Annotated in this window: 21 protein-coding genes; 9 read left to right on the top strand and 12 right to left on the bottom strand. The window is 69.6% G+C overall.

Going from position 1 to position 22,513, the window contains the following annotated elements; all coding sequences use genetic code 11:
- Positions 1 to 7 precede the first annotated feature (7 nt).
- Both dctP and JI739_RS16550 read right to left on the bottom strand, forming a co-directional pair.
- Positions 8 to 982 (bottom strand): TRAP transporter substrate-binding protein DctP, encoded by a 975-nt coding sequence (gene dctP / locus JI739_RS16555; protein ID WP_201685042.1) that lies wholly within the window; start codon positions 980 to 982, stop codon positions 8 to 10.
- Positions 983 to 1,050: 68 nt separating this feature from the next.
- A complete protein-coding gene (locus tag JI739_RS16550; protein ID WP_201685041.1) occupies positions 1,051 to 1,824 on the bottom strand; it encodes an SDR family NAD(P)-dependent oxidoreductase in 774 nt (257 codons plus the stop codon).
- 146 nt (positions 1,825 to 1,970) lie between these two features.
- On the opposite strand from JI739_RS16550, the gene JI739_RS16545 reads away from it, so the two are divergent.
- Entirely contained in the window at positions 1,971 to 3,251 is a 1,281-nt protein-coding gene (locus JI739_RS16545) for a citrate synthase family protein (protein ID WP_201685040.1), read from the top strand.
- Positions 3,252 to 3,425: 174 nt separating this feature from the next.
- Here JI739_RS16545 and JI739_RS16540 read toward each other — a convergent pair whose 3' ends face one another.
- The gene (locus JI739_RS16540; protein WP_201685039.1) at positions 3,426 to 4,034 is read right to left on the bottom strand and encodes an SAM-dependent methyltransferase; all 609 of its coding nucleotides are present in this window, start codon (positions 4,032 to 4,034) and stop codon (positions 3,426 to 3,428) included.
- Complete coding sequence (locus tag JI739_RS16535; protein WP_201685038.1) at positions 4,034 to 5,473, bottom strand: APC family permease; 1,440 nt, start codon at positions 5,471 to 5,473, stop codon at positions 4,034 to 4,036. Before JI739_RS16535 ends, JI739_RS16540 begins: the two co-directional genes overlap by 1 nt.
- Before the next feature lie 341 nt (positions 5,474 to 5,814).
- Here JI739_RS16535 and JI739_RS16530 point away from each other — a divergent pair, with 341 nt between their 5' ends.
- Both JI739_RS16530 and JI739_RS16525 read left to right on the top strand, forming a co-directional pair.
- The gene (locus JI739_RS16530; protein WP_201685037.1) at positions 5,815 to 6,093 is read left to right on the top strand and encodes a hypothetical protein; all 279 of its coding nucleotides are present in this window, start codon (positions 5,815 to 5,817) and stop codon (positions 6,091 to 6,093) included.
- The gene (locus tag JI739_RS16525; protein ID WP_201685036.1) at positions 6,090 to 6,395 is read left to right on the top strand and encodes a hypothetical protein; all 306 of its coding nucleotides are present in this window, start codon (positions 6,090 to 6,092) and stop codon (positions 6,393 to 6,395) included. Before JI739_RS16530 ends, JI739_RS16525 begins: the two co-directional genes overlap by 4 nt.
- 10 nt (positions 6,396 to 6,405) lie before the next feature.
- Here the strand turns inward: JI739_RS16525 and JI739_RS16520 are convergent, their stop codons facing one another.
- Positions 6,406 to 8,460 carry an ATP-binding protein gene (locus JI739_RS16520; RefSeq protein WP_201685035.1) on the bottom strand — a complete coding sequence of 685 codons (2,055 nt, stop codon included), beginning with the start codon at positions 8,458 to 8,460 and terminating at the stop codon, positions 6,406 to 6,408.
- Between the two features lie 326 nt (positions 8,461 to 8,786).
- Here JI739_RS16520 and JI739_RS16515 point away from each other — a divergent pair, with 326 nt between their 5' ends.
- Positions 8,787 to 11,150 (top strand): response regulator, encoded by a 2,364-nt coding sequence (locus tag JI739_RS16515; RefSeq protein WP_201685034.1) that lies wholly within the window; start codon positions 8,787 to 8,789, stop codon positions 11,148 to 11,150.
- A gap of 39 nt (positions 11,151 to 11,189) precedes the next feature.
- Here JI739_RS16515 and JI739_RS16510 read toward each other — a convergent pair whose 3' ends face one another.
- Positions 11,190 to 11,663, bottom strand: a complete 474-nt coding sequence (locus tag JI739_RS16510; protein WP_201685033.1) for a MarR family winged helix-turn-helix transcriptional regulator — start codon at positions 11,661 to 11,663, stop codon at positions 11,190 to 11,192.
- 37 nt (positions 11,664 to 11,700) lie between these two features.
- Here JI739_RS16510 and JI739_RS16505 point away from each other — a divergent pair, with 37 nt between their 5' ends.
- Positions 11,701 to 12,435, top strand: coding sequence for a siderophore-interacting protein (locus tag JI739_RS16505; protein WP_236589790.1), 735 nt, complete (start codon positions 11,701 to 11,703; stop codon positions 12,433 to 12,435).
- Positions 12,436 to 12,591: 156 nt separating this feature from the next.
- A complete protein-coding gene (locus JI739_RS16500; RefSeq protein WP_201685032.1) occupies positions 12,592 to 13,101 on the top strand; it encodes a septal ring lytic transglycosylase RlpA family protein in 510 nt (169 codons plus the stop codon).
- A gap of 15 nt (positions 13,102 to 13,116) precedes the next feature.
- On the opposite strand, the gene JI739_RS16495 is transcribed toward JI739_RS16500, so the two are convergent.
- From JI739_RS16495 to JI739_RS16470, 6 genes are all read right to left on the bottom strand, one after another.
- Positions 13,117 to 14,094 (bottom strand): Bug family tripartite tricarboxylate transporter substrate binding protein, encoded by a 978-nt coding sequence (locus tag JI739_RS16495; RefSeq protein WP_201685031.1) that lies wholly within the window; start codon positions 14,092 to 14,094, stop codon positions 13,117 to 13,119.
- Complete coding sequence (locus JI739_RS16490) at positions 14,091 to 15,152, bottom strand: isopenicillin N synthase family dioxygenase (protein WP_201685030.1); 1,062 nt, start codon at positions 15,150 to 15,152, stop codon at positions 14,091 to 14,093. The genes JI739_RS16495 and JI739_RS16490 overlap by 4 nt, the downstream gene beginning before the upstream one ends.
- 105 nt (positions 15,153 to 15,257) lie before the next feature.
- On the bottom strand, positions 15,258 to 16,079 hold the full coding sequence (locus tag JI739_RS16485; RefSeq protein WP_201685029.1) for an SDR family NAD(P)-dependent oxidoreductase: 822 nt from the start codon (positions 16,077 to 16,079) through the stop codon (positions 15,258 to 15,260).
- Between the two features lie 32 nt (positions 16,080 to 16,111).
- Positions 16,112 to 17,080 carry a Bug family tripartite tricarboxylate transporter substrate binding protein gene (locus JI739_RS16480; protein ID WP_201685028.1) on the bottom strand — a complete coding sequence of 323 codons (969 nt, stop codon included), beginning with the start codon at positions 17,078 to 17,080 and terminating at the stop codon, positions 16,112 to 16,114.
- Positions 17,081 to 17,106: 26 nt separating this feature from the next.
- Complete coding sequence (locus JI739_RS16475) at positions 17,107 to 18,090, bottom strand: substrate-binding domain-containing protein (protein ID WP_201685027.1); 984 nt, start codon at positions 18,088 to 18,090, stop codon at positions 17,107 to 17,109.
- Positions 18,091 to 18,125: 35 nt separating this feature from the next.
- The gene (locus tag JI739_RS16470) at positions 18,126 to 18,941 is read right to left on the bottom strand and encodes a class II aldolase/adducin family protein (protein WP_201685026.1); all 816 of its coding nucleotides are present in this window, start codon (positions 18,939 to 18,941) and stop codon (positions 18,126 to 18,128) included.
- A 240-nt stretch (positions 18,942 to 19,181) separates the two neighbouring features.
- On the opposite strand from JI739_RS16470, the gene JI739_RS16465 reads away from it, so the two are divergent.
- The 3 genes from JI739_RS16465 to JI739_RS16455 all read left to right on the top strand — a co-directional run bounded on the left by JI739_RS16465 (position 19,182) and on the right by JI739_RS16455 (position 22,509).
- The gene (locus tag JI739_RS16465) at positions 19,182 to 20,084 is read left to right on the top strand and encodes a LysR family transcriptional regulator (RefSeq protein ID WP_201685025.1); all 903 of its coding nucleotides are present in this window, start codon (positions 19,182 to 19,184) and stop codon (positions 20,082 to 20,084) included.
- Positions 20,085 to 20,245: 161 nt separating this feature from the next.
- Entirely contained in the window at positions 20,246 to 21,406 is a 1,161-nt protein-coding gene (locus tag JI739_RS16460; RefSeq protein ID WP_201685024.1) for an alpha/beta hydrolase family protein, read from the top strand.
- A gap of 53 nt (positions 21,407 to 21,459) precedes the next feature.
- Entirely contained in the window at positions 21,460 to 22,509 is a 1,050-nt protein-coding gene (locus tag JI739_RS16455; protein ID WP_201685023.1) for a Bug family tripartite tricarboxylate transporter substrate binding protein, read from the top strand.
- Positions 22,510 to 22,513 lie beyond the last annotated feature (4 nt).

Raw genomic sequence — 22,513 nt, 5'->3', positions numbered from 1 at the left:
GCGGCGATCAGCGGGTCAGCAGCTGGCGCAGCTTGGGGCCGTGCTCGGGGCTGCGCTGGTTGATGCTGCTCCAGATGGTCTCGGTGGCGCGCTTGGAATAGGCGGCCGCCTCGGCCGGCGGGAACTCGATCGCCTTGATGCCGGCCTCGGCCTGCTTCTTCTTCTCCGCTTCCCACATCTTGGCGTTGTCGAGGTTGAGGTTCTCCATCCAGACTGCGGCGTCGGTCAGCACCTGCTTCTGCTTGGCGTTCAGGCGGTTCCAGGTGTTGAGGTTCACCAGCACGCCGACTTCGGTGTTGTAGAAGCCGGGCTCGACGCGGAAGCGCGTGTGCTCCTGCAGGCTCAGGTCGAAGATGCCCGAGACCGGCCAGCCGTAGCCGTCGATCACGCCGCGCTCCAGCGCGGTGTAGGTCTCGCCCGGCGGGATCGTGAGCACGGTGCCGCCCATGCTCTGGAAGAACTCCCGGTAGATCGGGATGCCGCGCAGGCGCATGCCCGAGAGGTCGGGCTTGCTCACCGGCTTCTTCAGGAACAGGTGGTAGGGCATGTTGTCGATGGCGCGGCCCAGGTAATGGGCATTGAGCTTCTGGCCCCACAGCTTGTTGATGTAGTCGTAGGCACCGTTCTTGCGCCACTCCTGCACGGGCACCGTGCTCACCGACAGCGCGTCCGACTCGGGCAGCAGGTTGGTGTAGAAGTTGCCGGTCACGTTGGCCATGTCGACCACGCCGGACTTGATGGCGTTGCCCACCTCGAACGGAGGCATGACCTTCTGGCCGCCGCCGAGATAGTTGATCTTGATGACGCCCTTGCCCTGCTCGTTCACGCGCTGGATGAACTTCTCGAAGTTCATCGAGAAGAAGTTGCCTTCGGGCCAGGCGCTCACCGCGCGGATGGTGGCCTCCTGCGCGGCGGCCTGGCCGATGCCGGCGGCCAGCGTGCAGGCGAGCGCGACGCGCCCGAGTTGCTTGAACATCTTCATGCTGCTTGTCTCCTGGAGTGGGATGCGAAAGGGGCGCCGCATCGACGGCGGCGCTTGGGGGGAACGAATCAGAGGAAGCTCAGGCCGCCGTCGACCACCAGCGACTGGCCGGTGACGAAGCCGCTGTCGTCCGAAGCCAGGAAGGCCACCACGCCTTCCAGGTCCTGCGGGCCTTCCTCGCGCGGGATGCTGCGCATCGCGATCTGCGCCTGCTTCTGCGCGGGCGTCACCGTCTCGCGCGGCACCTCGGTGTCGGTGGCACCCGGCAGCAGCGCGTTCACGGTGATGCCGTCGGCGCCGAGCTCGCGCGCCATCGACCGGGTCATGCCGATCAGGGCCGCCTTGGAGGTGGTGTAGTGCAGGTAGTGCGCCCGCCCCATGGCCACGGCGGCCGAGGACACGTGGATCACGCGGCCCCAGCGGTTGCGGCGCATCAGCGGCACCAGGGCGCGGGTCATGAGGAAGGTGCCGGTGATGTTCACGTGCAGCACGCGCATCCACTCGTCCAGCGGGATCTGCTCGAACGGGCGCATTTTGATGGTGGAGAAGATGGCCGCGTTGTTCACCAGCACATCGCAGCGGCCGAAGCGCTCGTCGATGCGGCGGGCCGCATCGGCCACGCTGGCCTCGTCACCGATGTCGGCCGTGAGGGCCAGGCACTCGCCGCCGGCGGCCTCGATCTCGGCCGCCACCCGCTGCACCGCCTCGCCGTGGATGTCCAGGGCGACGACGCGATGGCCCTCGCGCCCGAAGCGCAACGCATAGGCCCGGCCCAGGCCCTGGGCGGCGCCGGTGATCACGATCACGCGCGAGGTGCGTGGCTGATGGGATGGCTGGTTCAAGAGCGGGTCTCCTTGTCGTTGGGCGGTGGCTTGCGCATTGACGCCACGCCTGTCTCGCGGCTAGTCTAGGACCTGTCGATATCGGATCAATCTCGATTCGATGATCGATCTACGTAAACCCCTAGCCCCTTGCCGGCCCTGCCTCCATGTCGCCTGATCCCTCGCCCTCGCCGGACCGAAAAGACCTCCTGAGCTCGCAGGAGGCGAGTGTCGTGCTGGGCATCAAGCCGGCCACGCTCTACACCTACGTCAGCCGCGGCCTGCTCAAGCCGGTGCGCCTGTCGCAGCAGAAGGAGAACCGCTACCTGCGGGAAGACGTGGAGGGCTTGCGCATCCGCAGCAGCGCCCGCCAGGGCCACGGCGCGGTGGCCGCCACGGCCATGCGCTGGGGCCAGCCGGTGATGACGACCAGCGTGTGCGAGATCAGTGAAGCCGGGCCGAGTTACCGCGGCCACCTGGCCACCGACCTCGTGCGGCATCCGGGCGTGTTCGAGAGCGTGGCGGAGCTGCTGTGGACGGGCGTGCTGCCCGACGGCGCCCACACCTGGCCGGTGGAGCCGCCGCACGTGGACCTGACTCGGGCGCTCGACGGCATGCTGCAGGACGGCCGGGTCAAGCCGCGGATGATGCGCGTGTTCTCCATCGCGGCCACGGCTTTGGGCGGCGGCTCGCTGGCCGAGGAGCTGCGCAGCAACTCCACCATGCGTTTCGCGCGTCAGATGCTGTTCGCCTTCGCCGGCTGCTGCGGCATCCTGGGGCCGCAGCGGCGCTTCGCGCCGGTCGACGGCGACCGGCCGCTGGCCCAGCACATCCTGCGTTCGTTGCAGGTGCGCGTGACCGACCCCGCCGAGCAGGCGATCCAGGCGGCCCTCATCCTGGGCGCCGACCATGAGCTGTCGTCGAGCACCTTCGCCGCCCGCATCGCGGCGTCCACCGGCGCCACGCTGCACGCCTGCGTGGTCGCGGCCCTGGCGGCCCACCAGGGCACCCAGCTCGCGGGTGGGTGCGACGCGGCTGAAGACCTGATCTGCGGCCTGGGCACCGTGGCTGAGATCGACCAGCGCCTGGCCGACGCCGAGATGCGCCGCGAACGCCTGCCCGGCTTCGCGCTGCAGATCTACCCGCGGGGCGATCCGCGCGCGTCATGCCTGATCGAGCTGACGAAACGCATCGCACCCAAGTCCCGCCCGGCCGACCTGGCCTACCGCTTCGTCGATCGTGCGCGCGAGCGGCTGGGCATCGAGCCCAACATCGAACTGGCGCTGGTGGTGATGGCGATCGCCTGGCAGATGCCCGCGCGCACGGCCAGCGCGCTCTGGGGCATCGGCCGCACGGCCGGCTGGATCGCGCATGTGATGGAACAGCGCCTGGCGGGCTTCCCGATACGGCCGCGGGGGCAATACCAAGGCTTGGGGGCCAGGGGCTAGGGGCGGCTAGGAGGCGTGCCCCATGGCCTCCCGCTCCGACCCTGGATCTTGGATCGGCCGCTCACGCGGCCACTGGTTGCCAGCTCGTTGCCAGCAGCGGCATCAGGTCGGCGTACTGGTGGCTCGTCAGCCGGACCTCCGCAGCAGAAGGCGGCGCCTTCTTCCGCCCGCGACTTACGCCCTCTTCTTGTGCTCTTCCTTGATCGTCCAGTAGTAGACGGTCCGGTGGTCCACCTGCTCGGTGCGCTCGGGCGGCCACTCGTCGCCCATGTCGAAGGCATGCGAGACCACGCGCGTGCCCACGCGCAGCTGGCGCCACAGCTGCGGGCGCAGCTTGCGGTTGATGGTGGGCAGCAGGTAGAGCGTGACCACGCTGGCGGGTGAGACGTCGGTCTCGAAGATGTTGGCCACGCGCAGCTGCACCTTGTCGGTCACGCCGGCGCTCTTCGCGTTGGCCTGGGCCTCCTGGATGCGCACCGGGTTCAGGTCCACGCCCACGCCGCGCGCGCCGTGCACCTTGGCCGCCGTGATCACGATGCGGCCGTCGCCGCAGCCCAGGTCGTACACGACGTCGCTGGAACCGACCTTGGCCATCTCGAGCATCTTGTCCACCACCGGCTGCGGCGTCGGCACGTAGGGCACGTCCAGGGCCGGCGTCTGGTCGCTGCGCTGGGACCAGCCCAGCTGGGGAAGCGCCAGCAAGGCGGCCCCGGCGAACAGCGCACGCCGCCGTTCGAGTCCCACGGGATGCAGCACGCCATGGGCGGATTCACGAAACTCCATCACGATCTCCTTTCAGAAATGGCTCCACGGGCGGCGGGGCCCGGCTGGCCGGTGCCGATGAACCACATCAGCACGACCCCGACCGCCAGCACCACCACGCCGGTCCAGGCGGCGTTCACGCCGCCCAGCGTCTGGGTGGACACGTACGAGAGGCTGGACCACAGCATGTAGGCGCAGGTCAGGCAGAAGATCGCCGGCAGCAGCGGATAGAGCGGCACCCGGAACGGATTCGGCGCCGCCGGCTCGTGGCCGCGCAGGATGAACAGCGCGATGCCGGTCAGCAGGAAGAAGAGCCAGAACACCGGCGCGGTGAACTCGACCATCGAACGAAAGCCGTTGCCGCTCCACGCGCCCAGCCCGATCAGCAGCAGCGCCAGCACGTTCTGCACCGCCAGGGCGGTGGTGGGCGTGCTGCGGCCGTGGTCCCAGCGCGCCAGCCGGTCGAGCGCGGCCCAGTCGCAGCCGACGGCGTAGTTGGTGCGCGCGCCCACGATCATGGTGGCGTTGATGGAGCTGAGCGCCGCGATGGCGACCAGCACGGAGATCAAGGTCTGGCCGCCGGTGCCGAAGACCCGGTTCATCACGTCGGCGGCGACGGCCTCCGACTTGCCCATGCCTTCCAGGCCGAGCACCCGCCAGTACGCCCAGGTGACGCCCACGTACAGCACGGTGATGACCAGGATGGACGCGACCAGCGCCCGAACCATGTTGCGCCGGTTGTCCTTGAGCTCTGCGCTGATGTAGCCGGCCTCGTTCCAGCCGCCGTAGGCCAGCAGCACGAAGACCATCGCCAGCCCGAAGCCCGCCAGGCTGGGCGTGGCGCCGAACATCGCGGGCTGCGGCGCGGCGCTGCCCGCGGCCGCGGGCACGCCGCCGGCCACCCAGTACAGAGCCGCCGCCACCACCAGCAGGAGCCCACCGACCTCGACCACCGTGAGCCAGGTCTGCGCCGAGGCTCCCGCCAGGATGCCGCGCGAGTTGACGATCCACAGGGCCACGACGACCGCCGTGGCCCAGAGGGCCGAGCCCAGCGCCCCGTTGGCATGGAGCGGCAGCACCTGGTGCATGTAGTCACCGAATACGAACGCGAGCAACGCGATCGACCCCGTGGTGATGACCGAGAACCGCGCCCAGGCGAACAGGAAGGAGATGCGACGCCCGTAGGCCCGGTGCAGGAAGTGGTAGTCGCCTCCCACGCTGGGGTAGGCGGTGGCGAGTTCGGCATAGCAGAGCACGCCAACCAGCGACACCAGGCCTCCCAGCAGCCAGGCGGTGAACATCCATCCGACGCTGCCGGTCATCTGCGCCACCAGCGACGGCACCTTGAAGATGCCGGCGCCCACCACCACCCCGACGATGAGGACCAGTGCATGGCGCAGCGTGAGCACGGCGGCGGGTGAGCGGTTGGCCGCAGTGGGCTGCGCGGGGCTGGAACTCATGGCTGGTCTTCTTCCGTGGCCGATCAGGTGACTGGGATGGTCCGGATCCGCGGAAAGGATGAAGAGCCAGCGGCCCCGGACCCGCCGCATCCTACAAGCGCTCTTTGAAAAGCGGCAAGCGCGCTGACCCCTGCTTACCCTCATGCGGCGTCGTGGCGGGCCGAAACCGGCTCGGCCATTAGAACCTTTCCATCATGTCAATCTGGGTGGCCGCAGCCGGCACCGGCTCGGCGAGTCAGGCGGCGCGGCGTCGGAGATCGCCTACGCGCGCCCCGGACGATGCCCCTCCCGCCCGGGCCGGCCGGCGCGGAACAATCGTTCCCCATGCTCAGGAGATGACCATGGGTCTTTGGGTCAACAACTCGAACGCGGACCTGCCGATCGTGACCGTGTTCGGGCGGCTGGAGAACGGCAGCTACGCCGCCGAGGTGATGCGCGAGGAGCAGGTGCCCTACCAGCCGAAGTGGGCGGACGCGGTGGACCAGAAGATGGTCTACATCTGGCCGGAGGGCGACCAGCTCCAGCGGATCGTGCAGGCGCTCAACGACGGCCGCCTCGACTACGGCACGCTGCAGGACTATGGCGGGCACGACGGCGGCCGCTCGGAGTTCCCGATATGAGCCGTTGCGCACCCGGCGACCTGGCCATCGTCGTGCGGGCCGAGATCGAGGCCAACCTCGGGCGCATCGTGCGCGTGCTGCACCTGCACGACGGCCGCGGCGACCTGGTGCTGCGCCATGCCGGCGACGCGGTCTGGTGGGTCGAGGCGGCCGCGCCGCTGACCTGGGCGCGCAATGGACAGCGCATCTGCCGCACCAACGGGCCGGTCCCCGACGGATACCTCATGCCTATCAAGGGCGACGGCGCCGACGACGCCGAATCGCTCGACGTCGACCAGCTGGCGACCGCCCAGGCGTCGTAGGACGATCGCCCTACTCCGACTCCACCTGCAGCCGTGCCAGCACGTCGGCCAGCTTGTCGGTGTTGGCGGGCTTGACGAAGTGCTCGTCGAAGCCGGCGGCCCGGGCGTTGGCCACGTCCTGCGGCTGCCCGTAGCCGGTCACGGCGATCAGCACGGTGCGCTCGCCCCCCGGCAGGGCGCGGATGCGCCGCGCGAGTTCGTAGCCGTCCATCTCGGGCAAGCCGATGTCCAGCAGGCAGGCGTCCGGCTGCACGGCCGAGAAGCGCGCCAGCCCGCTGCGTGGGTGGAACTCCACCAGCGCCTCGATGCCCATCGATTCGAGCAGCATGGCCAGCGTGAGCGCCGCGTCCTGGTTGTCGTCCACCACCAGCACCCGCAGCTTCGCGGGCGCGTCCAGCTCCGCCACCGGCCCGGATCGGCCCACGCCGGACGCGTCCCGGTCGACCTGCGGCAGGCCCACCGTGAATCGGCTGCCGCGTCCGGGGCCGCGGCTCGCGGCCCTGACCCAGCCTCCGTGCAACTGCACCAGGCTCTTGACCAGCGACAGCCCGATGCCCAGCCCGCCCTGGGCGCGCTCGGCCGTCCGCTCGGCCTGCACGAAGAGGTCGAAGCAGCGCTCGACCAGCTCGGGCGACATGCCGATGCCGTCGTCCTCCACGCTCACCTCCACCGTCTGGCCGTCCGCCGTGACGGACACGGCGAGGTTCCCGCCCTCGGGCGTGTACTTGGCGGCGTTGGTCAGGAGGTTGGTGACGACCTGCACCACGCGCTTGGCGTCACCGCGCACCAGCGTCGCTTCGCTGCTGCGCGAGACGCTCAGCTGGTGATGGCGCTCGTCCAGCATGGGCCGCACCTGCTCCAGCGCCTCGTCGATCATCCGACCGATGTCCAGCACCTCGCGCTCGAGCACGACCTGCCCGCGCGTCACCCGCGAGACGTCCAGGAGGTCATCGACCAGCCCGTTCAGGTGCCGCACCTGCCGTCCGATGATTCCGCTGGCACGCCGGACGCGGCTGCCATCCAGCCCGGACAACTGCAGCAGGTCGGCCGCGGCGACGATGGGCGCGAGCGGATTGCGCAGCTCGTGCGCCAGCATGGCCAGGAACTCGTCCTTGCGCCGCACCGTCTCCCGCAGGGCCTGCTCGGCCGCCACCCGGGCGGTGACGTCGATGACCACGCTCACCGCGCCCGATACCGCCCCGTCGGGCTCCAGCAGCGGCGCCGCCGAGATCAGTACGACCTGGCGATCCCCCGTCCCGTCCCCCTGGCCGACCGCCACCGGCATGCCGGTGACCGGCTCGCCTCGCAAAGCCCGCGCCAGCGGCCATTCGTCCGGCGCGATGCGCTGGCCATGCCGTGCCGAGCCGTCGGCCCAGTAACCCCGGCGGCTGGCGAAGGGAATGGGCTCGCCGACCGCGGCCGGGGCACCGTCCCCCCACAGGCGCCGGGCCTCGGGGTTGGAGCGCAGCAGCCGGGCCTGGCGGTCCACCACCAGGATGCCCACCGGCGCGTGGCTCAGCACCGCGTCCATCAGCCGCCGCTCGACCTCGGCCGCGCGCAGGGCCGCCGAGGCTTCCTGCTGCCGGGCCCGGATCTCCTGCGCCTGCGCCGCGATGGTCGACTCCCCTCGGGCAGCGAGTGACTCGACGCGGACCCGTTCCGTGACGTCCTCCACCCGGTGCACGAGCGCCTGCACCTTGCCTTGCGCGTCGAGCACGGGCGCGTTCACCGGGGTCCAGTAGCGTTCCTCGAATCCGGCCGGCGTGCGCACGTCGTAGCGCTGCACGGGCATGGTGTCGGCCTGTCCGGTCGCCAGCACGCGCTCCAGCGAAGCGCGCAGGTGGCGCACGCCGCTGGTTTCAAGGTCGTCCGGGTTGTCCGGGAAGGAGTCGAACAGCGCGCGCCCCAGCAGCTCGCCGCGCGAGCGGCCGGTCGCCTGCACGTAGGCCTCGCTGACCGCAAGGATCGTGAAGCTGGCCGACAAGAGCAGCAGTGGAGTGGGAACAGCCTCGAAGATGGTGCGGTAGTCGAGTGCGCCGGCTGTCTCGGTGGCGTCTTCGTTCATTTGCGGTCGATCTTCACCCTCCGGGCCGAGCGGCTGTGTAGGTCTGGCCCGCACCCGGCCCGAAGCCCAAGCCGACTCGAGCGCGGGCCATGGCATGCGCAATTGCCTGCGGCGACGGCTGGCACGGCCCAGGAGGCAGCCATCGCGGCATCCGCGACCGCCTGCGGCGCCATGCCAGTCCAGGCTGGCTCCAGCGGCGACCACGAGGGCGTCCGCCTGCCGCAGCCGCTGGGCGGCCTGTCGAATGGCGAATGACGAATGGCGGGGGTCGCGCAGGCCGGGCTCCTAGAATGCCGCACCGCATTTCGCCCCCCGACCTCCAGCGCATGAAGTTCCCCCGGCCCCTGCTGGCCTGCTGGCTCGCTGTCCTCATGCTCGTGTTCGCCGTCACTGAGGCGCCTGCTGCACACCCATCTCCCCCCGCGACGCAAGGCCGGCTGGAGCTGGCCGGCCCCATCGACAAGCCGGTACCGCTGCAGGGCGAATGGGGCTTCGCCTGGCACCGGTTCGTCGATCCGGCCTGGCAGTCGCTGCCCACGGCGGCCGTGGCCACGGTCCCCGAGGCCTGGAACGACCTCACGGCCGACGGCAAGCCGCCTGGCCGCCACGGGTGGGGCAGCTACGTGCTGCAGGTGGACTGCCCGGCGGGCCAGTCGCTCGCCGTGGAAGCCGATGGCCAGCGCACCGCATCGCGCCTGTTCGTGAACGGCCGGCGGGTGGCCGGCCACGGCGAACCCGGCTCTTCGGCGGCGACCACGCGGGCGGCGGTGGGCCAGCGGGTGCCGATCACGCCCGAGTTCGCCTGCCCGCTGCGCCTGACCCTGCACATCGCCAACTTCGACCACCGCGCCGGGGGCTTCGTGCGGGCGATGGCGGTGGGGCCGGCCGACGTGCTGGCGCGCGCCCGCGAATCCCGGGTGGTCTACCAGACCGCCCTCCTCTCGGCCTACCTGCTCACCGCCCTGGTGGCCCTGATCTTCTTCGCCGTGCGCCCGCAGGACCGCGTGTCGCTCACCTATGGCCTGTTCTGCCTGGCGATGGCCGTCTACACGGACCTGCTGGGCGAGCGCCTGTTCCTGCGCTTGTGGGCCGGCCCCGAAGTCGACTGGTGGAGCTTCATGCGCCTGGAGTACCTGGCGTGGATCGCCGCCATGGCCCTGTTCACCGTGACCCTGCGCGGCCTGTTCCCGGCCGCGATCCGCCGGCGCGCGGTGGGGGTGGTCATGGCGCTGCTGGCGATGGGCGCGGCCAGCGCGACGCTGTTGCCCCCCGACCTGTATTCGCACATCACCGGGCCCGGACAGGCCACGGCCATCGTGGTGGCGCTGGTGCTCGCCGCCGCGCTGCTGCGCCCGGGCCAGGCCGACCAGGCCGACGCACGGATCGTGCTGGGCGGCATGCTTGCCATCGTGGTCGCGCTCGTCGCCGACCTGGCGCTGATGGACGTGGCCGAGCCGGACCACAAGCTCGCGCCCATCGGCTTCGCGCTCTTCATGCTGTCGCCCGCCCTGGTGATCGCGCGGCGCATGAGCCACGCCTTGAACGCCGAGGTGCGCAACCGCACCCTCGAGGAAAACGCGCGGCTGCGCGAAGACGTGGAGCGCATCTCGCGGCACGACCTGAAGGCGCCCCTGAGCGGCATCCTCGGCGCCGCCCGGCTGCTGCAGTCGGACAGCCGGCTCGATGGCGAGCAGCGCGCGCTGGTCAAGCTGCTGCAACGCGCCGCCTTGCGCATGCTGGAAATGGTCAACCTCTCGCTGCACCTCTACAAGATGGAAACCGGCACCTACACCCTCCAGCCGGAAACCGTGGACCTGCGCGAGGTGCTGGCCCGGGTGCTGGTGGACCTTCGCGGCTACGCCAAGGCGCGCGGCGTGCGCCTGCGCACCGAGGCACCGGACCATCTGCCGGTGTGGGTGCGGGCCGAGGAACTGCTTTGCTACTCCATCCTGGCCAACCTGGTGAAGAACGCCGTCGAGGCGAGCGCCGCCGGTCAGGAGGTGGTGGCTTCGCTGCACCGTGGCGACCCCGTGCGCCTGGCCGTCCACAACCGCGCCGAGGTGCCGCCCCACATCGAGGCCCGCATGTTCCAGAAGTACGTCACGAGCCGCCCGGGCCAGGGCGGCACCGGCCTGGGCACCTACTCGGCGCGGCTGATGGCGCGGGCCCAGCAGGGCGACCTGCAGGTGCGCACCGGACCTGCCGAGGGCACCACCTTCACGCTCAGCCTGCAACCCGCCGCCGGCCAGCCGCCCACCGCGGCGCCGGCCCGGGCCATTCCCAGGACGCTGCCCCCGCGCCACCTGCTGCTGGTCGACGACGACGACATCAGCCGCATGGTGGTCTCGCACCTGGTGCCGCAGCCGCCATTCACCGTCGAGACGGCCCCCGACGGCCAGGCGGCCACGCAAGCCATGGTCGAACGCTGGCCCGACCATGTGCTGCTCGACATGGAAATGCCGCTGATGGACGGCCTGGCGACGCTGCAGTGGATCCGCTCCCAGGAAGCCGCGCACGGCCGCCGCCGCTGCCACGTGGTGATGCTGTCCGGCCACGACGACGAGGCGTCCGCGGCCCGCGCCCTGGAGGCCGGCGCCGACCGCTTCCTGTCGAAACCGGTGGACCGCGACGAGCTGGTCGCCACGCTCGAGGAACTGGATCACCTGGGCGGGGAGCCGCAGTCGGCCTGAAGAAAGACAGGCGAACAGCGGCGATCCGGACAAGCTGGCTCAATCTTCCGCCTGCCCCAGGTTCTCCAGCAGCCGGTCCAGCAGCCCCGCCAACCGCCCCCGCTCCGTTTCGCTCAACCCCTTCACCGCCACCGCCGCCAGCTTGCGGCCCTGGCGACGCAGCACCTGCCAAGCCTGCTGCCCCGGCTCGGTCAGGAACAGGCGCTGGATCCGCCGGTCGCTCTCGTCCGCCCGGGCCTCGAGCAGCCCGCGCTCCCGCAGCCCCGCCACCAGCCGAGCCAGCTGGCCCTTGTCACGCCCCGAATGCGCCACCAGTTCGCTCTGCCCGGCCCCCGGGTGCCGGGCGAAGAATCCCAGCACGCGCATTTCAAGATGCGTCACGCCTTCCCCCCCGTCGCGCAAGGCGCGATGCTGCCGGGACCGGTACAGGTGCATCACGGCATGGATGCGTTCGATCACGTCGTCGGCCGACGCGACGGGCGGTTGGTTGACATCATCAACTGTATGGCGCATGATGCCTGACATTATCAACCATATTCCCTGGCACACCTTGACCTCCACCCCCACCCAGCGCCGCGTGCAGCGCGTGCGCCACGAACTCAAGCGGCGCGAGCTCCGGCTCGTGCGCATCACGCCGCTCGGCGCCCACCAGATCGACCTGACCTTCGCCGGCGACGAGCTGGCCGACTTCGTCTCCGCCTCCTTCGACGACCACGTGAAGTTCATCGTCACCGACGACGCCGGGCAGCCCGTGCGGCGCGACTACACCCCCAAGCATTTCGACGCCGCGGCCCGCGAGCTCACCATCGAGTTCGCCATCCACGGCGACGGCCCGGCGTCCCGCTGGGCCCGCCGGGCCGTGGTCGGACAGACCGCCACCGTCGGGGGCCCGCGCGGCTCCATGATCATCCCCGTCGACTACGACTGGCACCTGCTCGCCGGCGATGCCACCGCCCTGCCCGCGGTCCAGCGTCGCCTGGCCGAACTGCCGGCCCGGGCCCGGGTCATCGTGCTGCTGCAAGTGCCCGAAGCCGATCGACGCCCGCTGGCCAGCAGCGCCGAGCTCGAGCTGCACTGGCTGGACACGCCCGACGAGCTGCCGGCAGCCATCGCGGCCCTGCAACTGCCCCCGGGAGAGGGCTTCGCCTGGGGCGCGGGCGAGGCGTCGGTCATGGCCCGCGTGCGGCGTGTGCTGCTCGACCAGAAGCACCATCCGCGCGAAGCCATGCGCGTATCGGCCTACTGGAAGCAAGGCGCGTCGGAACACCACGAAGACCTGGCTTGACAAAGTCCGACAAGGCCACCGCCAAAGGCCGAGTCATGGGGCGTGCGAAGACACGCGACGGGCGCCTGTTCCTACCCGCGATGCCTGCAAGCGCGCACAGCCTCCTCCCGCCGCCGAGGCCAAAGAATCGGGGAAATTCGTTTCAGGGGTTCGACCATGAAGTCCGCTCGTTTTCTTGTACCGATTTTGCTGGCGGGTCCGCTCGCCGCCGCCTCCGCGTGGGGCCATGAACGCGAGCGCCATGCCGCGTCGACACCGTCCGAACCGAAAGCCGAGGCGGCCAGCAAGAAGAAGAAGCTGGACCACTCCGGACGGCGCCAGGTCGGCAAGGCGAGCTTCTATCACGACCGTTTCGGCGGCCGCAAGATGGCCAACGGCGAACCCATGGAACTCGACGGCGACAACGCCGCCAGCCGCACCCTGCCCCTGGGCACGACAGCCCGCGTGACCAACCTGGAGACCGGCCAGAGCACCGTCGTGACCATCGAAGACCGCGGGCCCTACGTGGATGGCCGCATCGTCGACCTGTCGCCGGCCAGCGCCGATGAAATCGGCCTCAGCCGCGAACAAGGCCTGGCCGAGGTGGAAGTGGCCCCGATCGAAGTGCCCATGCCGGACGGCACCACGCGCATGGGTGCCGGTGCGGCCCCGGAACGAGGCAACTGAAGCGCCTCGGCCCCGCTACTCGAGCTTCAGGTTCAGCGGCTCGATCGCCTTCTTCCACAGCGCGCTGTCGTCGGCGATCAGCTTGCCGAACTGCGCCGGGCTGATGGGCAATGGCCGCGTGCCGCCTGCGGCCATGCTGGCCACGATGTCGGGCGTGGCCATCACCTTGTTGAACACCGTGTTCAGCGCCTGCACCACATCGGCCGGCGTGCCGGCCGGCGCCACCACGCCGTACCACACCGATAGCGACAGGTCCGGGTAGCCGGCCTCGGCCACGGTGGGCAGGTTGGGCATGGCCGGCACGCGCTCCCGGCTGGTGACCGCGAGGCCCCTGAGTTCGCCGTTCTTCACGCGCGGCACCGAGGTGGAGATGCCGTCGAAATAGAACTGGATGTCGTTGCGCATCAGCGCCAGCATGGCCGGCGCGCCGCTGTTGTAGTGCACCGGGCTGAGCTCGACGTTCGCACGCTTGGCCAAGGTCCCGCCCAGCACATGGTTGGAGCTGCCGATACCCAGCGTGCCGTAGAACACCTGCCCCTGGCGCTGCTGCCCCATCTGCACCAACTCACGCAGCGAGCCGGCCGGCGAGTCCTTGGGCACGACCAGCATGAAGGGGACGGATTCCAGGACGGCCACGGGCGCGAAGTCGTCGGCCTTGTACGGCAGGTTGCTGCGCAAGATCGGGTTCACGCACAGCGTGGTGGAGGTCGCCAGCAGCAGCGTGTAGCCATCGGCCGGCGACCGGGCCACGAACTGGGCGGCCACCGCCGTGCCCGCGCCCGGCCGGTTCTCCACGATGACCGGCTGGTCGAAGTGCTGCTTGGCCCCTTCCGCGAGCTTGCGCGCGATGAGGTCGGCCCCACCGCCGGCGGCGAACGGCACCACCAGGCGGATCGGCTTGGCGGGCTTCCAGTCGGCCCTGGCCTCCTGCAGGGGCGCCACGGCGAACGTCATCGCCAGGGCCATGAAGGCCAGCTTGTTCTTCATCGTCATTGCAGCTCCTGGGTTCGGGAGGGGGCCGACTCGGCGGGCGCCTCGGTGGCCGGGTCCACCGAGTACACCTTGACATAGCGGTTGGACAGCATGGAGCCCGAGGTGATGGGCGGGTACTTCGCGCCCTCGTGCGCGCAGCTCGGGACACACTCGATCACCGCGTCGTAGTTGGGCATGCAGAAGTACGGAATGGACATCCGCGCGGCGCGGGCCGCCACCTCCGGCGGCGGGTTGGCCACGCGATGCATGGTGGACACGAACCGGTCGTTGGTCCACCGCATCATGATGTCGCCGATGTTGACGATGTAGGTGTCGGGGACCTTCACCACGTCGATCCAGCCGCCGCCGGGCCGCTGCACCTGCAGCCCGCCCGGTGCGTCGTCGATGCGCAGGATGGTGATGGCCGTGGTGTCGGTGTGCGCGGCGGCGCGCTCCTCGCCGGCCTGCGGCTCGCGATGCAGCGCCGGGTAGTGCATCACGCGCAGGATGCTGTTGTGCCGCGCCACGCGCTCCAGGAAGTACGAATGCGGCACGTCGAGTGCGTCCGCGAAGATGCTGAGGATCTCGCGCGCCAGCCGCTCCATCTCGCGGTAGTACGCGGTCAGGGCCGGCTTCAGCGCGGGCGGTCGTTCCGGCCACAGGTTGGGCCTGAAGCTGATGCCCGCGGCCTCGCCGTGGAAGTACGGGCCGTCGCCGATGTCCAGCGGCCCGATGGCGAAGCTCTCGTGCAGCGAGGGCTTGAGCGTGGCGTCGCGGTCGCGGCCGATGGTCTTCACGCCCTGCGGCGAATAGCCGCGGAAATCGGTGCCCTTGGGCTTCTCGACCCGCAGCTTCTCCTCGTCGGGCAGCGCGAAGAACGCGCGCAGCTGCGAGAACACCTCCTCGACCAACGCTGGCGGGACCTGGTGCCCGCGCAGTACGAGGAAGCCGATGCTTTCACACGCGTCCTTGACCTCCTGGACCACCCGGCGGCTGCGCACGGGGTCCCGGGCGATGAAGGGGGCGATGTCGATCACGGGGATCTCGGTCGCGCCCGAAGCCTTGGAAGGGGTATGCACCCGGAACCTCCAGTCGATTTGATTCAGTGAATCCTACACAGGGGGTCCAGCAGCCGCAACGAAGGCGAAGGTATGCATCGCCACCAACTGGCGCGCGTCCCGGGGTCAACCCTGGTGGTCGCGCGCCGGCCCCACCAGCGTCTGCCCGCCGTCCACCACCAGCACCTGGCCCGTGATGAACCGGGCCTGCTGCGAAAGCAGGAAGCGCACCGCCATGCCCACGTCCCAGCCATTGCCCTCGACGCCGAGGACCGAGGCCTTGCGGCGCTGCTCGCGGGCCTGCTCGCTCATGCCACCCCCGTAGGACAGCGGCGTGTACACCGCGCCGGGCAGCACGCAGTTGACGCGCACGTGCTCGGGCCCATGGTCCACGGCCATCGCCCGCGTCAGCGAGATCACGCCACCCTTGCTCACCGCGTATGAAGTCATGCCGCGCGGGCGCAGCGCGGAGATGGACGAGACGTTCACGATGGCGCCACCGCCGGCGGTCTCGCGCATCGCCGGAATGGCGTGGCGCGAGGCCAGGAACATCGAGTCGAGGTTGGTGCGCAGCACCCGCTGCCAGTCGCCGAGTGGCTCCTGCGTCACCGGCCCCTTGCTGCCGATGCCGACGTTGTTGACCAGGAAGTCGACGCGGCCGAAGCCGGCGCGCGCGGCCGCGACCATGGCCTTGCAGGTGTCGTCGTCGGTCACGTCCCCAGTGAAGGCCCGGGCCTGCCCGCCCTCGGCCGCGATCATGGCCACGGTGCGCCCGGCCAGCGCGCCGTCACGATCGACCACCAGCACCTTCACACCCCGCCGAGCCAGCAGGATGCATGCGGCCCGGCCGTTGCCGATGCCGTCGCCGGCGGCGCCGCCACCGGTGACGATGGCCGCGCGGCCGGTCAGGCCATCGTCGTCCAACGGATCACGCGCGCTGGAATCCATCGTCAGGGGGCCTCCAGGTCGACGAGCCCGACTCAGTCGATCTTGAGCCCGATCTCCTTCACGGCCTTGCCGTACTTGGCCAGGTCGCTCTTGATCACCTCGTCCAGCTCCCTGGGCGTGGCGATCCAGGTGTCCAGCCCGCCCGCGGTGTTGAAGCGCTCCTTCACGGCAGGCAGCTGCAGCACCTTGTGGGTCTCCTCGCGCAGCCGGTCGATCACCGGCTGCGGCGTGCCGGCCGGGGCGAACAGGGCCAGCCAGATCTTGGCCTCGAAGCCGGGGAACATCTCGGCGATGGCCGGCAGCTCGGGGTAATCGTCGGCGCGCTTGCTGCTGGTGACCGCGATGGGGCGCAGCTTGCCGGTCTTGATCTGCCCGGCGTTCGAGCTGCCGGCGAACATGACCGAGGTCTCACCCGAGACCGTGGCCAGCGTGGCCGGCGAGCCGCCCTTGTAGGGCACGTGGTCCATGCGGATGCCGGCGCGCTGCTTGAGCATTTCCATCATCAGGTGATGCTGGCTGCCATTGCCGCCCGAGGCGTAGTGGATGGGCGGGTTGGCCTTGCGCGCGTACTCGACGAACTCCTGCAGGTTCTTGACCGGCAGCTGCGGGTTGACCGTCAGCACGAACTTGTTGGAGCCGATGCTCGACACCGGCACCAGGTCGGTCTGCGGGTTGAAGGGCATCCGGGCGAAGAGGTGCGGATTGATCACGATGGCGCTGTCCATCGAGAGCAGCAGCGTATGCCCGTCGGCGGGCGCCTTGGCCACCAAGTCGGCGGCGATGTTGCCGTTGCTGCCCGGCTTGTTCTCGACCACCACCGGCTGCTTCAGCGCCTCGCCCAGGTACTGCCCCACCACGCGGGCCGCGATATCCGGCGCCCCGCCCGGCGGGATCGGCACCACCAGGCGTATCGGCTTGCTCGGGAACGGCTGTGCGCCCGCCAGGCCGGCCCCCACCAGCGCCATCGCGCCGATCAAATGCTTGAACCAATTGGCTTTCATGTCTCTGTCTCGTTTTCCAATGAACCTCAGACTTTGAAGGTGCTGCGCACCTGCTCCGGGAACAACTCATCGACGCTCACGCGCCGATGGCACACGCCCTGTTCATGGGCGAAATCGACGAAGGCCTGCAGCGTGCGGCGGTTCGGCTCGATGCCGTAGGGCCAGGGATCGGCGCCGAACAGCGCCCGGGAGTCCTCGATGGCATCGGGAATCCACGGCAGCGGGAAGTGCGAGCAGGTGATGTCGAGCGCACGCTCGATGCTGCGCTCCTTGGCTTCGGTGAAGGCCTTGACCAGGTTCATCGCCACCCAGGGATGGCGGTCCAGCACCTCCTTGCGCATCGCGACCACATGCATGATGGGGAAGATGCCGGTGCTCTCGAAATAGCGGCGCTCCACCTCGCGGGGCGATGCGAACAGCCGTTCGATGCGCCCCTCGGCCAGGCCGCGCGGCGGGCGTGCCGACATGATGGCGTCGATGTCGCCGGCCAGCAGCATCTCGTCGAGGCAGCGGTCCGGCACCGGCGTGAGGCGGATGCCGGCCGGCAGTTTCAGGGCCACCTTCTCGGCGCGGCCGGCGTCGTTCACGCCCGCCTGCACCCAGTCGATGTCCGTGAGCGCAATGCCCACGGTGTGGGCCAGCCAGCCACGGCTGTAGATGGACGCCGTCTGCGCCCACTCGGGCACGCCGACGCGCTTGCCCGCCAGCCACTCGGGTCCGGCAGGCCGCTCGCCGGCTCGCACGTAGAACGAAGACTGGCGGAACACGCGCGAGGGGAACACCGGGATCGCCACGTACCTGCCGGCGTCCTGCGACACGAAGGACACGTACTTGCCGAAGGACATCTCCGAGATGTCCCACTCGCGGAACTTGGTGAAGCGGTAGAAGATTTCCTCCACCGGCAGGTTGGTCGGCAGCAGGTCGATGCCTTCGGCGCGCACGCGTCCCGACACCAGGTCGCGCACGTGGTCGTAGTCGCCGATGGCGAGCGAAAGGGAGAGCTTGTTCACGGTGAAACGATGAAGGTCTTGAAGGCCGCGGCGGGTCAGGGCTGCTGCATCGCCTGCTGCTGCTCGGCGAAGGCCCGCGCGGTGGCGGTGGCCTTGAGCTTCCAGAAATTCCAGGCGCGCATGACCTGCGTCTCGATCACGCGCACGGTCTCGGCGATCTCGCCCTCGGACAGGAACTCCACCTCGCCCAGCGCCATGGCCGACGACTGGATCTTGGCGTTGACCTCGGTGTACACGGCGCGGTACACGGCGCGCTTGAGGTCGTCGGCGACCACGGTGGAACCGTGGCCGCGCATCAGCACCAGCGAGCGCTGGCCCAGCACCTCGGCCAGGCCCCGGCCCAGCTCGTTATCGGTGATCAGCAGGCTGTTGGTGTCGCCCGCGTACTTGCGGATCTCGAAGATCGGCGTGCCCAGGCCGATGAAGCCGGCCATGTGGCAAGTGGCCCGCAGCGTGGAGGTCTTGGACACGCTGAACGGAACGACCGCCGGCGAGTGGCTGTGCACCACGGCCATCACGTCGGGGCGGGCCTTGTAGATCTCGCCGTGGATGAAGCGCTCGAGGTAGATGCCCCGGCCGGCCGCATCGACGGGCTGGCCGTCCAGGTCGAACTGGATGATGTCCGCGGCGCCGACCAGGCCGGGCGCCATGTTGCGGGCCAGCAGGAAGCGGTCGGGCCGGCGGCTGTCACGCACGCTCACGTGGCCGAAGGAATCGAGCACGCCCTGGTCGAACAGGATGTGGTTGGCCGTGACCAGGTCGCCGATGAGGTTGGTGTCGGGCTGGTGGCCATCGGCGGCAAGGTCCTGCGCCTGCTGCGTGAAGTCGCGCTCGGGGGTGGGGATATTCATGGTTGTCTCTCTTTGCAAGCGTAGGCACCGGGACGACGGGCGCCGTCAATGCAAGCCTTCCTTGTTCTTGAACCAGGGCCGGTCTGGCTTCGGAAAGAATTCGTCATTCGACCCGATGGGTACCCTCCCTGGGCGGCGCCCATTCTTGTAAGCCACCGCCGGCCGGTCAAATCAAGCGCCCGATCAGGCGTATTGCGTTTTGCAATAATCCGCGGCCTTTTGCAAGGGGAACAGGAAGACATGGCCAAGCTGGATGTCGAATGGCTCGCCGTCTTCGACCGCATCTACACCACCGGCAGCGTGTCGCGCAGCGCGGAGGAGCTGGGCGTGGCGCAGGCGACGGCCAGCATCGCGTTGAACAAGCTGCGCACGCATTTCGGCGACCCGCTGTTCATCCGCACGTCCCGCGGCATGGAACCGACCCCGCGCGCGCAGCAGCTGCAGCCGCAACTGCGCCTGGTCCTCGACACCCTCGAGGCCGCGCGCGGCGCATCGGCCGAGTTCGACCCGCTGCGCGCCCGGCGCGCCTTCCGCCTGTGCATGGCCGACATCTCCGACGTGGTGATCCTGCCGACGCTGCTGAACCACCTGCGGCGCGTCGCGCCCGGCATCTGCATCGAGTCGGAGAAGATCACGCCGGACGCCCCCAAGCGGCTCGAATCGGGCGAGATCCACCTGGCCCTGGGCTTCATGCCGCACCTGGAGGCGGGCTTCTACCAGCAGACGCTGTTCATGCAGCGCTTCGTCGGCCTGGCGGCCAGGGACCACCCGCGCATCGGCGACCGGCTCACATGGGATGCCTTCCAGTCCGAACAGCACATCCTGGTGGACATGCCCGGTACGGGCCACTCGATCATCGATCGCGTGCTGTCCCTGCAGGGCGTGCAGCGCAACATCGCCTTGCGCGTGTCGAGCTACCTGGGCGTGGCGCGGATCGTGGCCCAGACCGAACTGATGGTGATCGTGCCCGACCGCCTGGGCGAAGCCATGGGCACGCAGGAGCAGGTGCGCCTGCTGGAGCTGCCCTGCGAACTGCCGCGGTACGCGGTCAAGCAGCACTGGCACGCACGCTTCCACGCCGACCCGGCCAACATCTGGTTGCGCCGGACGATCGCGGAGCTGTTCGGCGGGTCGGGCGACTGAGGCCTGCCCGCGGGCCCGTCCGCCCGCACCGATTTACAAGCGGGCGTTGATGCTGATCCAAGCGCCGCCCGGCTACCGGCGCGCACGTGCTTTCCGTACATTGCCCTGGCACCGGCCTTCCCGAGACGCTCCGGGCCGGCACAAGAACCAGGAGACACGCGATGATCGACCACGCCCGTCGTGGCCAGAAATGGATCACCGAGGAGTTCTACAAGGTCCTCGACATCTTCGGCTTCCGCGCCGTGATGTTCGTGGAGTGGGGCTTCCGCCCCGCGGACGTGAAGCGCACCACCGAGCGCATCAAGATCCCCGGCCAGGTCGTCAAGGAATGGGTGCGCACCGCGCGCCAGGAAGAAGCCCTGGCGCAGGAGGCCGAGGCCGCGGGCCACCGCGAAAGCGCGGCCGAGTTCTACTACCGCGCCGCGCTCTACTACGGCCCGGCCTGCGGCGTGATCCACGCCAACACGCCGCGCAAGCTCGAGCTGTACGGCAGGCTGGTGCACTGCTACACCCGCTTCACGGAGCTGTTCGAGGAAGGCTGGGTGCGCCGGGTGGAGATCCCGTTCGAGAACGGCAAGACCATCCCCGGCATCCTGCAGACGATCCCGGGTCGCCAGGCGCCCTGCGTGCTGGTGGTGCCGGGCATGGACACCATCAAGGAGTACATGCCCAGCCCCTACCACAACCACTTCCGGCGGCGCGGCATGGCCACCCTCACCATCGACGGGCCCGGGCAGGGCGAAAGCAACATCCGGGAGAACTGGGTGACGCTGGACAACTTCGAGCGCTCCGGCCGCGCGGCGATCGACTACCTGCAGGCGCTGCCCGAGATCGATGGCGACCGCATCGGCGCCTACGGCTGGAGCATGGGCAGCTATTGGGCGCCCCGCATCGCGGCCTTCGATCCGCGCGTGAAGGCGCTGGTGGGCGCGATGGGCGTCTATGGCCAGAAGGACACCCTCTTCAAGCACAGCAAGCCGGCCTATCGCGCCAACTACATGTACATGTCGAACACGCGTGACGAAGAGGCCTTCGACGCGATGACCGACCAGATGTCGCTGGAGCCGCTGGCCGAGGCGATCCGCTGCCCCACCCTGTTGGCCATGGGTGAGTTCGACGAGCTGTGCCCGCTGGAAGACGCCGAGGCCCTGTTCGACCAGCTCACCTGCCCCAAGGAGCTGTGGGTGTACGAGAACGAGACCCACACCTTCGGCAACCGGCTGCCCGACTTCTACCTGCACGTGGCCGACTGGATGCGCGATGCGCTCGACGGCAGGTTCGCGGCCGGCCACGCCCGCCGCGTCGACCACGCGGCGCGCTGAGCCATCCCAGTCACCGAGTGTCCCTTTCGTCAACCGAGCCCTGAGGAAACGCCATGAAGCACACCTTCGACCTGGCCTGCGGCACCGACTCCGCCCCCGCGAACAAGCGTCGCCGAAGCGGCCTGCGCCGCCGCGCGGCAATGGTCCTGCTGGCCGCCGCCAGCTCGATGCTGGCGTGGTCGGGACCGGCCGCCGCACAGGCATCCAATTACCCGAACCGGCCGATCCGGATGGTCGTGCCCTTCCCGGCGGGCGAGTCCATCGACGTGATCGCGCGCATCATCGCCGAGCGCTGGTCGACGGCGCTGGGCCAGAACATCGTGGTCGAGAACCGCGGCGGCGCCGGCGGCATGATCGGCACCGACCAGGTGGCCAAGTCGGCGCCCGACGGCTACACCCTCCTCATGGGCAACGTGGGCGGGCTGTCCATCATCCCGGCCACCAACGCCAAGACGCCCTACAACCTGATGCGCGACTTCGCTCCCGTGTCGCAGGTGTCGAACGTGCCCTTCTTCATGTTCGTGAGCGCGCAGACGCCCTTCACCAACGCGCAGGGCGTGGTGGACTACGCGAAGAAGAACCCCGGCAAGCTGAACTTCGCCTCCACGGGCATCGGCTCGGGCGTGCACCTGGCCGGCGAGCTGTTCAAGAACGTGGCCGGGGTGGACATCGTCCATGTGCCCTACAAGGGCGTCAGCCTGGCGCTGCCCGAACTCATCGCCGGCAACGTGCAGCTGGTCTTCTATCCCATCACCTTCCTGCCGCAGGTCAAGGACGGCAAGTTGCGACCCTTGATGATCACGGCCGACCGGCGCTCCACCGCGCTGCCCGACGTGCCCACGGCCGCCGAGGCCGGCATGCCCCGGATGCTCGCCGGCTCCTGGCATGCGGTGGTGGCGCCGGCCGGCACGCCGCCCGAGGTCCTGGACAAGCTGCACAAGACGCTGTCCGGCGTGCTGAAGGATCCCGCCGTGCGCGACAAGATGATGAGTTTCGGCGCCGAGCCCATCGGCAGCTCGCCCACGGAGCTGAAGAAGTTCCTCGAGACCGAGCTGGAGACCTGGCGTTCGGCGGCATCGGCGGCCGGCGTGAAGTTCGAGTAGGCGC

The organism is Ramlibacter aurantiacus, from assembly GCF_016722895.1.
GTDB classification, from domain to species: Bacteria; Pseudomonadota; Gammaproteobacteria; order Burkholderiales; family Burkholderiaceae_C; genus Ramlibacter; species Ramlibacter aurantiacus.
Note: the sequence above shows the minus strand (reverse complement) of the source record. Positions and strands in the feature narration are given on the sequence as shown.

Coding starts and splice junctions, on each gene's coding strand:
- dctP (WP_201685042.1), bottom strand. CDS start 982: ATGAAGATGTTCAAGCAACTCGGGCGCGTCGCGCTCGCCTGCACGCTG.
- JI739_RS16545 (WP_201685040.1), top strand. CDS start 1,971: ATGTCGCCTGATCCCTCGCCCTCGCCGGACCGAAAAGACCTCCTGAGC.
- JI739_RS16540 (WP_201685039.1), bottom strand. CDS start 4,034: ATGGAGTTTCGTGAATCCGCCCATGGCGTGCTGCATCCCGTGGGACTC.
- JI739_RS16535 (WP_201685038.1), bottom strand. CDS start 5,473: ATGAGTTCCAGCCCCGCGCAGCCCACTGCGGCCAACCGCTCACCCGCC.
- JI739_RS16530 (WP_201685037.1), top strand. CDS start 5,815: ATGGGTCTTTGGGTCAACAACTCGAACGCGGACCTGCCGATCGTGACC.
- JI739_RS16525 (WP_201685036.1), top strand. CDS start 6,090: ATGAGCCGTTGCGCACCCGGCGACCTGGCCATCGTCGTGCGGGCCGAG.
- JI739_RS16520 (WP_201685035.1), bottom strand. CDS start 8,460: ATGAACGAAGACGCCACCGAGACAGCCGGCGCACTCGACTACCGCACC.
- JI739_RS16515 (WP_201685034.1), top strand. CDS start 8,787: ATGAAGTTCCCCCGGCCCCTGCTGGCCTGCTGGCTCGCTGTCCTCATG.
- JI739_RS16510 (WP_201685033.1), bottom strand. CDS start 11,663: ATGCGCCATACAGTTGATGATGTCAACCAACCGCCCGTCGCGTCGGCC.
- JI739_RS16500 (WP_201685032.1), top strand. CDS start 12,592: ATGAAGTCCGCTCGTTTTCTTGTACCGATTTTGCTGGCGGGTCCGCTC.
- JI739_RS16495 (WP_201685031.1), bottom strand. CDS start 14,094: ATGACGATGAAGAACAAGCTGGCCTTCATGGCCCTGGCGATGACGTTC.
- JI739_RS16485 (WP_201685029.1), bottom strand. CDS start 16,079: ATGGATTCCAGCGCGCGTGATCCGTTGGACGACGATGGCCTGACCGGC.
- JI739_RS16480 (WP_201685028.1), bottom strand. CDS start 17,080: ATGAAAGCCAATTGGTTCAAGCATTTGATCGGCGCGATGGCGCTGGTG.
- JI739_RS16470 (WP_201685026.1), bottom strand. CDS start 18,941: ATGAATATCCCCACCCCCGAGCGCGACTTCACGCAGCAGGCGCAGGAC.
- JI739_RS16465 (WP_201685025.1), top strand. CDS start 19,182: ATGGCCAAGCTGGATGTCGAATGGCTCGCCGTCTTCGACCGCATCTAC.
- JI739_RS16460 (WP_201685024.1), top strand. CDS start 20,246: ATGATCGACCACGCCCGTCGTGGCCAGAAATGGATCACCGAGGAGTTC.
- JI739_RS16455 (WP_201685023.1), top strand. CDS start 21,460: ATGAAGCACACCTTCGACCTGGCCTGCGGCACCGACTCCGCCCCCGCG.